The 10,990-nt window shown below is 71.2% G+C and carries 10 protein-coding genes; 4 read left to right on the forward strand and 6 right to left on the reverse strand.

Annotation, left to right across the window (positions count from 1 at the left end; all coding sequences use genetic code 11):
- The first annotated feature begins 5 nt into the window (after positions 1 to 5).
- From AC5L35_RS29165 to AC5L35_RS29175, 3 genes are all read left to right on the forward strand, one after another.
- On the forward strand, positions 6 to 998 hold the full coding sequence (locus tag AC5L35_RS29165) for a hypothetical protein (RefSeq protein WP_495062923.1): 993 nt from the start codon (positions 6 to 8) through the stop codon (positions 996 to 998).
- Positions 992 to 1,354 carry a GntR family transcriptional regulator gene (locus tag AC5L35_RS29170; RefSeq protein WP_495062924.1) on the forward strand — a complete coding sequence of 121 codons (363 nt, stop codon included), beginning with the start codon at positions 992 to 994 and terminating at the stop codon, positions 1,352 to 1,354. The genes AC5L35_RS29165 and AC5L35_RS29170 overlap by 7 nt, the downstream gene beginning before the upstream one ends.
- 109 nt (positions 1,355 to 1,463) lie before the next feature.
- Complete coding sequence (locus AC5L35_RS29175; protein ID WP_495062925.1) at positions 1,464 to 2,636, forward strand: S8 family peptidase; 1,173 nt, start codon at positions 1,464 to 1,466, stop codon at positions 2,634 to 2,636.
- Positions 2,637 to 2,666: 30 nt separating this feature from the next.
- On the opposite strand, the gene AC5L35_RS29180 is transcribed toward AC5L35_RS29175, so the two are convergent.
- From AC5L35_RS29180 to AC5L35_RS29200, 5 genes are all read right to left on the reverse strand, one after another.
- The gene (locus AC5L35_RS29180) at positions 2,667 to 4,100 is read right to left on the reverse strand and encodes an aminobutyraldehyde dehydrogenase (RefSeq protein ID WP_495062926.1); all 1,434 of its coding nucleotides are present in this window, start codon (positions 4,098 to 4,100) and stop codon (positions 2,667 to 2,669) included.
- Positions 4,101 to 4,136: 36 nt separating this feature from the next.
- A complete protein-coding gene (locus AC5L35_RS29185) occupies positions 4,137 to 4,940 on the reverse strand; it encodes an ABC transporter permease (RefSeq protein WP_495062927.1) in 804 nt (267 codons plus the stop codon).
- Positions 4,941 to 4,959: 19 nt separating this feature from the next.
- Positions 4,960 to 5,826, reverse strand: coding sequence for an ABC transporter permease (locus AC5L35_RS29190; RefSeq protein WP_495062928.1), 867 nt, complete (start codon positions 5,824 to 5,826; stop codon positions 4,960 to 4,962).
- A 132-nt stretch (positions 5,827 to 5,958) separates the two neighbouring features.
- Positions 5,959 to 7,143, reverse strand: a complete 1,185-nt coding sequence (locus tag AC5L35_RS29195; protein WP_495062929.1) for an extracellular solute-binding protein — start codon at positions 7,141 to 7,143, stop codon at positions 5,959 to 5,961.
- Positions 7,144 to 7,250: 107 nt separating this feature from the next.
- Positions 7,251 to 8,324, reverse strand: coding sequence for an ABC transporter ATP-binding protein (locus tag AC5L35_RS29200; protein WP_495062930.1), 1,074 nt, complete (start codon positions 8,322 to 8,324; stop codon positions 7,251 to 7,253).
- A 165-nt stretch (positions 8,325 to 8,489) separates the two neighbouring features.
- On the opposite strand from AC5L35_RS29200, the gene AC5L35_RS29205 reads away from it, so the two are divergent.
- Complete coding sequence (locus AC5L35_RS29205) at positions 8,490 to 9,233, forward strand: FadR/GntR family transcriptional regulator (RefSeq protein ID WP_495062931.1); 744 nt, start codon at positions 8,490 to 8,492, stop codon at positions 9,231 to 9,233.
- Positions 9,234 to 10,403: 1,170 nt separating this feature from the next.
- On the opposite strand, the gene AC5L35_RS29210 is transcribed toward AC5L35_RS29205, so the two are convergent.
- A complete protein-coding gene (locus AC5L35_RS29210) occupies positions 10,404 to 10,679 on the reverse strand; it encodes an HNH endonuclease signature motif containing protein (RefSeq protein WP_495062932.1) in 276 nt (91 codons plus the stop codon).
- Between the last annotated feature and the right edge of the window lie 311 nt (positions 10,680 to 10,990).

Genomic DNA, 10,990 nt, shown 5'->3' on the forward strand with positions numbered 1-10,990 from the left:
CAATCATGACTGATCAGCTCGGAGGCATGCGCCGGCGCGCGGTGGTCACGTTCGTGCCGCCCGTCGTGGCCGGCGCGGTGACGGCGGGGCTGTACGCCGCGCTCGTCCATCGGCTGCCGGACCAGGCGTACGGCATGGGCGGGTTCGACGACTCGATGTCCTGGGCCAGGGTGGTCGGGCTGGGGATCGGCTGGTCGGTGGCCGCTCTGATCTGGGGCGCCGCCTGGCTGTATGCGCGCCGCCGGATCCCGACGGCGCAACGCTGGATCGGTGCGAGCACCTGGGTCGGGTCGGTCCTGATCGCGGGCTACGAGATCCAGCTCGTCCTGCGTCACCTGGATCTCGCCGGGCCGCCCGTCCGGCCCGATCTGTGGTGGACGTCCGCGCCGGTCGTCCTGCCCGTACTGGCTCTCGTCGCGCTCGCCGGGTGGTGGGCGATGGGTCCCCGCCCGGAACAGCCCGACGCGCTGGAAGGTCCCGGGGCGACGGCACCGCGCCTGCAGCTCGCGGCAGGCGAGCGCGCCTTGTGGACCCGCTCGGTGTTCTCCCGTCGCAAGCTCGTCTTCGCGGTCGTCTGGGTCGTGCTGGCGGTCTGGTTCGCCGTCACCGGGTACGGCTACCTGGCCGTCACGTTCAGCGCGCTCGCGGCGGTCGCGGCTGCCGCGCAGTCGTGGGCTCGGGTCCGCATCGACGAGCAGGGCGTTCAGGTCGTCCAGCCGCTGCTCCGGCAGGCGCTCGTCGGTGTGGAGCTCCGGCACGTCGTCGAGGCGACGGCAGGCACGTTCGATCGGTCCACCCTGCCGCGGGCGACCTACGGCGTGTTCCACACGCCTGCGCTCTCCGGCTACCGCGCGACCGCAGGCGGGGAGGTGCTGCGGCTGAGGACGCCGAACGGGCATCGGATCCTCATCACCGTCCCCGGTGCGGCCACGGCCGCGGCGCTGGTGAACACCCAGCTCGACCGGCGGCGCACCCCGGCGGGCGACAACCGTTGCTGATCCGCATCGATGCGACGTCCGCCGTGCCGCTGGGCGACCAGGTGGCCGCCTCGGTGCGACGGGCGATCGCGGAAGGGCAGGTGGCGGCGGGGGAGAAGCTGCCGCCTGCCCGGGAGGTCGCCGAGTCGCTGGGGATCAACCTGCACACGGTGCTCCGCGGCTACCAGCGTCTCCGTGACGAGGGGCTGGTGGACCTGCGACGGGGCCGCGGCGCGGTGCTCACCGACGCGGCCACCCGCGGTCAGGCCGCTGTGGCGGAACGGGTCGCGGAGCTGGTGGCGCTGGCGCGCAGCATGGGTCTGGGCGAGCAGGACGTGCTGAGCCTGGTCAGCGCAGCGTTCCAACCCGGTCAGTGACCGACCCGGAGGGTCATCGCGCTGGGTTCGCCACAACTGCCACATCCATCACATCTGACCCAATCGTGTCTCTGTCATCATGCGTTTCAGGCCCGTACCGTCGCTCCACGTGACACGCCTCCCCATGTGGATCGCCGTAGTGGTAGCCGCCATCCAGCCCCTCGCTGCCGCCACGATCCCGGGCAGCGCGGCCGCCCAGCCCGTGCCGGCCCGAACGACCGACTACGTGGTGCACACCCGCAGCAGTGCCGATGCGGGGGCGGCGGCCAAGGAGCTCGCCGTCCGGCCGACCATCACCTTCGACCGCGCGTTCGCTGGCTTCGCCGCCCGCCTCGACCCGCTGCAGGTCGACCGGCTGCGCCGGCTGCCCGGAGTGATCGGCGTCGAGGAGGACCGGCGGGTGAGTGCGCTCGAGCCGCGGGCGATCCCCTACCGCGACCTGACCGAGGGCACCCAGCCCGACCCGCCCAACTGGGGGCTCGACCGCATCGACCAGCGAGGCCTCCCGCTCGACGGCCGCTACACCACCCGGGCCACCGGAGCGGGAGTGACCATCTACGTGCTCGACACCGGCATCGACACCACCCACCCGCAGTTCGGGGGCCGGGCGACCGACGGGGTGAACACGGTCGACAACGTGCGCGGTGACTGCGACGGGCACGGCACCGTGGTGGCCGGGATCGCTGCGTCCCGCGACTACGGGGTGGCCAAGCAGGCGTCCCTGCGCTCGGTCAAGGTGCTCGACTGTGGCGGCTCCGGCACCTTGTCGTCGCTGCTCGCGGGCATCGACTACGTGGCCAGGGACCAGCGGGGCCCGTCCGTCGCCGTCATGTCGTGGAGCTACCCCCGGTCGGACGTGCTCACGGCCGCGGTGACGGAACTGGTGAACAGGGGCGTCTTCGTGACCTCGTCCGCAGGCAATTCGGGCGGGAACGACTGCCAGGCCTCACCACGCGCATCGAGCGGCGTGCTGGTGGTGGCCAACTCGACGATCGACGACCGCGGGGGCCCGGGCTCGTCCACCGGTAGCTGTGTGGACCTCTACGCGCCGGGCACGCGCATCGTCTCGACCTTTCCCGGCGGCGGCAGCGCGTCCTACACGGGCACCTCGATGGCCGCGCCGCACGCCGCCGGGGTGGCGGCGCTGGTGAAGCAGACGTACGGCGACGCCCCCAGCCGCACCGTGGAGCAGTGGATCGTCGCCAACGCGACGCCGGGCGTCATCGCCGGCGGTGGCGTCGACGGCACCCCGAACCTGCTGCTCTGGACGGCCGGCCTCTGACCGGGGGCGTCGCTCAGACGTCGTGACCGCTCAGTACTTGCTCATGACGTGCTTGATCCGGGTGTAGTCCTCCAGCGAGTAGCCCGAGAGGTCCTTGCCGTATCCGGACTCCTTGAAGCCCCCGTGCGGCATCTCCGCGACCAGCGGGATGTGGCAGTTGACCCAGACGCAACCGAAGTCGAGGGCGCGCGAGAGCCGGATCGTCCGGGAGTGGTCGCGCGTCCAGACACTCGACGCGAGGCCGTAGGGCGTGCCGTTGGCGTACGCCACGGCCTCGTCCTCGTCGGTGAACGTCTGCACGGTGATCACCGGCCCGAAGACCTCGGTCTGCACGATCTCGTCGTCCTGCACCACGCCGCTCACCACGGTCGGCGGGTAGAACCAGCCGGGGCCTTCCGCCGGGGTGCCGCCCGTGAGCACCCGCGCGTGCGACGGCAGCCGCTCGAGCAGCCCCGAGACCTTCGAGAGCTGGTCGGGATTGTTGAGCGGCGGGATGAAGAGGTCTTCGGCGCCGGGCTGCTCGTCGCGCGAGAACAGGACACCGCCCGCCTCCGCGGCCAGCGCCTCCGCCAGCGCGTCGGCCACGTCGGCGTGGGCGATGACGCGGGTGGCGGCCGTGCAGTCCTGGCCGGCGTTGAAGAACCCGGCGACGGCGATGTCGGCAGCGGCCGCGGCCACGTCGGCGTCGTCGAACACGATGACCGGCGCGTTGCCGCCCAGCTCGAGGTGCACGCGGGTGACGCGGGACGCCGCGGCGGCGGCCACGGACTTCCCGGCCGGGATGCTGCCGGTGATCGCGAGCATCGCCGGGATCGGGTTCTCGGTCATCGCGACGCCGGTGGACCGGTCGCCGCACACGACGTTGAGCACGCCGGGCGGCAGCACCTCGGCGAAGATCTCACCGAGCCGCACGGTGCCGGCCGGTGTGGTGTCCGACGGCTTGAGCACCATGGTGTTGCCCGCCGCGAGTGCCGGGCCGATCTTCCAGATCGCCATCATCATCGGGTAGTTCCACGGCGTGATGGAGCCGACCACGCCGAGGGGCTCGCGCCGGATCGACGAGGAGTGGCCCGCCATGTACTCGCCGGAGGCGCGGCCCTCCAGCTGCCGCGCGGCCCCGGCGAAGAACCGGAGCTGGTCGGCCATGGGGCCGATCTCCTCCGACAGCGTCAGCCCGGTGGGCTTGCCCGTGTCCCGCGCCTCGATCTCGACGAGCTCGTCGCCGTGGGCCTCGAGTGCGTCGGCCATCTTGAGCAGCGCGCTCATCCGCTCGCCCGGCGTGGTGTCGCGCCAGCCCTCGTCGAACGCGCGCCGCGCGCTCCGGTACGCCGCGTCGACGTCGGCGGGCCCCGAGAGCGGGGAGGTGGCGTACACCTCGCCCGTCTTGGGGTCGGAGATGTCGAGGGTACGACCGTCGGCCGCGGGCACCGGCTTGCCGTCGACGATGTTGTGGAACGTCTGCATGACGGGGCCTCTCAGTTCAGGGGCAGGTAATGGCCGTTACTTGGTCACTGCGCCGGCGGAGTCACCGGACAGTCGGTTGGCCAGGTAGACCGGGAGTACCGAGATCACGACGAGCACTGCGGCCGCGACGTTGACCACGGGCAGCTGGTTGGGGCGGAACAGGTTCTGGAAGATCCACAGGGGCAGGGTCTGGATGCCCGGCCCGGCGGTGAACGTGGTGACGATGATCTCGTCGAAGGAGAGCGCGAACGCCAGCAGCGCACCGGCTACGAGTGCGCCGCGCAGCGCCGGGAAGGTGACGAGCCGCCAGGTGGTCCACGGGGTGGCGCCGAGGTCCATCGACGCCTCCTCCACGGTGCCCGACATCCGGCGCAGTCGCGCGGAGGCATTGTTCACCACGATCACGATGCAGAACGTGGCGTGACCCACCACGAGGGTGAGGAAGGTGAGCCCGCCCAGCACCTGGGTGAACAGCGTGTTGAGCGCGATGCCCGTGACGATGCCCGGCAGCGCGATCGGCAGCACGACGAGCAGCGACACGGCCTCGCGGCCGAAGAACTCGTAGCGGGTGAGCGCCATCGACGCCAGGGTGCCGAGCACGACGGCGATCAGCGCGGCCAGTACCGCCACCTCCACCGACGTGATCAGGGCCGTGCGCACGCCGTCGTTGGTGACGGCGACCTGCCACCAGTGCAGCGTGAGGCCCGGTGGGGGCCAGGCGTAGGCCCTGCTCGTGGAGAAGGAGTTGAGCAGTACCAGCAGCAGCGGTACGTAGATGAACGTCAGGACGCCGACGGCGGCGGCACGCAGCAGCCAGCGGGCCGTGGTGGAGAGGATCACGGGTGCTGCACTCCTCGTGTCAGAGCTGGGACAGGGCGCCGGTGCGCCGGATCGTCAGCAGGTAGGCCGCCATCACCAGCAGCGGCAGCATGGCGACGGCCGCGGCGAACGGGAGGTCGACCGAGAACGTCTGGTAGACCAGGTTGCCCAGCATCTGGTGGGTGCCGCCGACCAACTGCACGGTGATGTAGTCGCCGAGCGACAGCGAGAACGTGAACACCGAGCCGGCGGCGATCGACGGCGCGAGCATGGGCAGCACCACTGTGCGGAACGACGTCCAGGGGCGGGCGCCGAGATCGGCGGTGGCCTCCAGGAACGAGCCGCGCATCGAGCTGATCCCCGCGTACACCGGCAGGACCATGTAGGGCAGCCAGAGGTAGGTGAGCGTCAGCACGACGGCGATCCACCCGTAGCCCGGGCTCGCGGAGCCGAGCAGCCCGCCTTCCGGCACCAGCAACACTCGCCACGCGTAGACCTTGACCAGGTAGGACGCCCACAGCGGGGTGAGCACCAGCGCCAGCAGCACCGGCCGCGAGCGCGGGCGCGCCACGAGGGCCATGTAGGCCGCCAGCGGCAGCGCGAGCAGGGCGCAGAGCAGCGTGACGCTCGCGGCCACCCCGACGGTCCGCACGGCGTTGAGCAGGTACTCCGGGGTGGTCAGGACGTCGACGACGTTGTCGGTGGAGAACTTGTAGGTGATGCGCCCTGTGAAGCTGTTGGTGGTGAAGAACGCGGTGGCCAGCAGCAGGGCCAGCGGCGCGATGTAGAAGAGGCCGAGCCAGACCAACGCGGGCGTGAGCAGGCCGGTGAGCCGTAGGCCGGGCCGGCGGTGCAGCACTGCCTGCAGGCGCCGCGTCAGGGCGGGGGACGCGGGGGTGCTCGTCACGCTGGACAGGGTCGTTCCTCCTCGGGTGCGAGGTGCGGCCGGGCGTGCCCATGTTGATGGGGGCGCGCCCGGCCGCGGTGGTCGATCGCCGGCGCCGGATCGAGACCCGGCGCCGGTGGTGCTATGCGTTGATCAGCTGTTCTGGAGCTCGGTCCAGGCCCGGACCCACTCGTCGTAGCCGATGCACTCCACGTCCCGGCGACCGTCGAGGCACTGCTCGATCGGAGTGGTCCAGTAGTAGACGTTGTCCCAGAAGCCCGTCTCCTGCGCGTGGTACTGGGTGCAGTGGTCGGGGTTCTTGGTCAGCGCGCAGGACTTCGTGTTGGCCGGGGCCTCACCGAAGTACTCCGCAACCTGCGCGTTCGCCTCGGGGGAGACGATGTGGTTGAGCCACTGGTACGCGCAGTTGATGTGCGGGGTGTCCTTCTTGACCATCCACGTGTCCGACCAGCCGGTCGCACCCTCGATGGGCTTGGTGGTGCCCACCGAGGTGGCGTCGGTGTTGGCGAAGTTCGCGGTGAGCTGCCAGCCCTGCGCCTCCGTCAGTGTGCCGGACGCAAGGCCCTGGCCCTGCGCCACGTAGTCGCCCCAGTACTGCCCCACCATCGGCTTCTGCTGGCGCAGCAGCGCGATCGCGGCGTCGAACTGCGTCTGGTCCAGCGCGTACGGGTTGGTGATCCCCAGCTCCGGGCGCTTGGCCATGAGGTAGACCGCGGCGTCGGCGATGTAGATCGCGTCGTTGTACGGGCTGATCTTGCCCGCCTCCGGGGAGCCCGGCTCCCACATGTCCGCCCACGAGGTGGGCGGGGTGGGGTGGGTGGCGAGGTTGTACAGGAGCAGGTTCGCCCCACGGCCGTGGGGGATGCCGTAGGTCTTCCCGCCGACCGTGTTCCAGGGCTTGTTCTTCAGGTCGGGGAGGATGTCGGCGTAGTTGGGCACGAGGTCGGTGTTGACCGGCTGCACGCGGTCGCCGTAGACGAGGCGCAGCGACGCGTCGCCGGACGCCGAGACCACGTCGTACTCACCGGTGGAGAACAGCTGGACGGCCTCGGCCGAGGTGGCGAACGCCTTGACCGTCACCTGGCAGCCGGTGGCCTGCTCGAACGGGGTGACCCAGTCGACGGCCGGGTCGGTGGACCCGTCCTCGGCGTAGCCCGGCCAGGCCAGCACGGACAGCGCGCCCTCGCCCTGCCCGACCGGACCGGCGTAGGCGCTGGCCTCCGGCGGGGAGTCGTCCAGAACCGGAGCCGTGTCGTCACTGCCGCCGCACGCGGCGAGTGCCAGCCCGATGGCTCCGACCAGCGCAACGGAACGCACCGCTGTCTGACATCTCATATGGATCTCTCTCTCCCGTTCTCTCGCAGCGCGGTCGGGCGACGGCGCGACTCTTGATCCCCCGGTGGGCAGGCGCCCCCCGAGGTGGCTCACATGAGGGGGATCTCGTGCTCGGGCTGCCACGAGAGCCGGACCGTCTGCCCACGGCCGAGCGGCGGCGCACCGTCGCCGCTTCCGTTGAGCAGCAGCGCGGAGAGCACTCCGCCCGCCTCGACCGCGACGACGCAGCGTGTGGTGGCGCCGGTGTAGACCAGCTCCTCGACCACGCCGACCGTGCTCGTCCACCCGGCGGCGGCCTCCCGGTCGACCGCGGTGACGGTGATCTTCTCCGGCCGGATGCTCCAGATGCCCTCACGGCCGAGGACGGTGCTCGCGGTCTCTCCGGCCAGCACGTTCGAGGTGCCGACGAACCCGGCGACGAACGCCGAAGCTGGCCGCTCGTAGACCTCCTGGGGTGACCCGGCCTGCTCCACCCGTCCCTCGGAGAACACCACTGTCCGGTCGGCCAGCGTCAGGGCCTCGTCCTGGTCGTGGGTGACGAAGACGAAGGTGATGCCCGAGCTCCGCTGGATCTCCTTGAGCTCGATCTGCATCTGCTCGCGCAGCTTGAGGTCGAGCGCGCCGAGCGGCTCGTCGAGCAGCAGCACCGCCGGCCGGTTCACGAGCGCGCGGGCGAGCGCGACACGCTGCCGCTGGCCGCCCGAGAGCGCCGTGGTGCTCCGGTCGGCCAGTCCCTCCAGGCGCACCGTGGCCAGCGCGGCGAGTGCACGCTCCCGGCGTTCGGTGCGCGGGACCTTCGCGATCCTCAGCGGGTACTCGACGTTGCGCAGCACCGACAGGTGCGGGAACAGCGCGTAGTCCTGGAACACGGTGTGCACGTCGCGGTCGAACGGCGGCGCCGTGGTGACGTCACGGTCGCGGAGCAGCACGGTGCCGGCAGTGGGCTGCTCGAAGCCTGCGATGAGGCGCAGCACCGTGGTCTTCCCCGAGCCCGACGGGCCCAGGAGGGTGACGAACTCGCCCTCGGCGATGTCGAGGTCCAGGTCATGGACGGCGACCACGCCACCGGAGAACTCCTTGCGTACGCCGCGTAGGGAGATCGCCGGAATCTCGCCGGCTTGCTGCGGCGGCGTGACCGGGACGGTTCGAGCAGCTGACGGCACGCACCCCTCCGAGTGATTATCGAGGATAACTTATGAGTTTATATGTTTTTAGTCAAATGCCGTGGCAGTCTGACCTCTGGGCGTACAGAGGGGAACGGTCAGGTGCGCAGGGACAGACCCACGCCGACTGCTGGAGGTAAAGCCGGGGTCTTCGCCCCCCTTGAGGTGAGTAAGCGCGCCGACGCGGTCGTGCGACGGCTGTCGGAGGGTATCCGGCTGGGTCTGCTCGTCGCCGACGAGCACCTGCCCAGCGAGAGCGACCTCGCCGAATCCTTCGGCGTCTCCCCGGTGACCATTCGAGAGGCGCTCACCACACTGCGCGAGCAAGGTCTCGTGGTCACCCGGCGGGGCCGCAACGGCGGCAGCTTCGTGCGGGACGTCCGTGGTGGGGCGTCCGAGCTCCTCCGCGAGCGGCTGCGGGAGGTGAGCCCGTCGGAGCTGCGTGACCTGGCCGATCACTATGCGGCGATCAGCGGCACCAGCGCCCTGCTCGCCGCCCACCGTGCCGGCGAGCAGGACGTCGCCCTGATCACCGACAGCGTGGCCGAGTTGCACCGCGCCACCGACGCCGCCGGGCGGCGCCGGGCCGTGTCGCGCTTCCAGGTCGAGCTCGCGGCGGCAGCGCAGTCCCCGCGCCTCACCCGGGCGGTGATCGGCATGCAGGCCGAGGTGGGGCCCCTGCTGTGGCTCGCCACCACCGGCGACGCCGACCGCGTCGAGGTGCTGCGGCGCCACCATGAGATCCACACCGCCGTGGTCGCAGGCGACGCCACGCGCGCCCGGGCCCAGGCCGTCGCCCACGTCTACGGCGCGCTGGCCAGGGCCACTGCCCTCCAGCTCACGCTCCGGGCGGAGGACGAGGACAACAGCCCGGCCGGTGGGACGGCGGCCGAGGTGCGTCTGTGGTGACGACGCGGGTGGTGCCGGTCACAGCGCCTCGCCTGCGGAGTCGCGGTAGCGCCCATCTGCCACGCCCGACTGCCCAGCGCCCCACCACCGACCATCGGTCCGCCGTGATGGACCCGAGATCGCTGCACGGGCGATGCCTGCGAGCCGGGCCGGAGGGTTTCTCGGTACCGCGATGCGCTCCGCCGGCGGCAGCGCAGGGACTGCCCCGGCTGCACCCCGTGCCGGAGTGCGGCGCCCACCTGGCTCGTGGTGCCGTGACGCACGGCACGGCACGTCACCGGCCCGTGCGTCGTGCTGCACCGGGCGGAGCAGCCGGCCGCGCTGGTGGACGCCGGGGGACCGCGCTCGGCCCGTGGCTGCACACCGGACCGGGCGGGGCTGCGGGGACGGCCGGCTCCTGGGCTTGCCCTGAGTGTTCTCGTATTGTCCGGACACCGGGTTCCTCATAGCATTCCATTGCCCTGGGGTCGGGATTCCCGCCGAGCTTTCTTGGTCCGGCAGAGATCGAGAGCAGATACCTGTGAGGAACCCGATCCTGCGTTATCTCAGCTCGTCCGGGAATTGTTTCCTGACGGATCCCGTCGTGTGGAACGAACACCTAGTGCGTCGCGTCACTACATAGCGACATGTCGACACGGCGAGTTGTTTCCGGTGATCATCGCACCTCCGGTGGCCGGTACCCCCGCGCCGAAGTGACCACAGTGGACGCGTCGGGCGGTGCCCCGGGTCCTCGTGGCGTGCGCGGGCGGGCGGGTGTCGCATCGGGTCCCCCGGTGGGTGGAACGGCCGTGCTGCGCCGGATGGAGGAACCGGGTAGCTCTGTTCGGTCCCGCGCCGACACCCGATTAGGCCAATTGGCAGGCTTGTCCCTACCGGCTGGTACGAGCGGAGAATCCGCTTTGATGGCATATGCCTGCTCGCCTGGCACGCCAGGTCGCGAGCCGCCCCGGGTGACCGGTCGGCGCGCCTCGGCTGTCGCGCGTCCACGGCCGGGCGCTGGGATCGGTGTCGGACGCTCGACGACGGGCCCCGTCTGATCCGCCCGCCCGACGTGCCCCGGCTACTCGTTCTGCCGATCTCGGCGAGGTCACGGCCACATCGGCCGAACGTCGGTACGTCTCGGACGGTCGTGAAGTCGGCCGTGGGTCGCAGTGCAGAGTCGCTGCGCGCTCAGAAGGGCGGTGGCTCGTCGGCGATGGTGGCTGTGGCCTCCTTCCGGGGGCGGGGTTCGGTGAGTGGTGGTGGGTCGACGCGGTAGGTGTGGCCGCTGGGTGTGGTCCAGAGGATCGATCCGTCGGGGTACTGGCTGACGCTCCAGCCCGGCATGGCTTTGAGTCGGTGGTGGGGCCGGCACTTCGGGCCCAGGTTGGCCGCGGACGTGGACCCCTGGTTGCTGTCGGGGTCGAAGGGGACGTTGTGGTCGAGGTCGCAGCGGTCGGCGGGCACCCGGCAGCCGGGGGCTTGGCAGTACTGGTGGCGCGCGGTGACGTGGTCGGTGAGGTGGGGTGGGGTGGGGGTCGGTAGCGGGTGGTGCCGTAGTCCAGTAATGCGCCGGTGAGCGGGTCGGTGACCAGCCGTCGCCAGACGCTGTCGGGGTCGGCGGCGAGTTCGCGGGCGGTCTCGGCGGGGATGGGGCCGTAGCCGGCGAGCTCTCCGGGTTCCTCGGAGGTGCCGCGGAGTGTGTCGAGGGGGACGGTGACCCGGATCTGGATCGACACCGTGTTGGTGACGGTGGGGACCCCGGCCTGGGGTGCGAC

Source organism: Pseudonocardia sp. OZ21 (genome assembly GCF_059359135.1).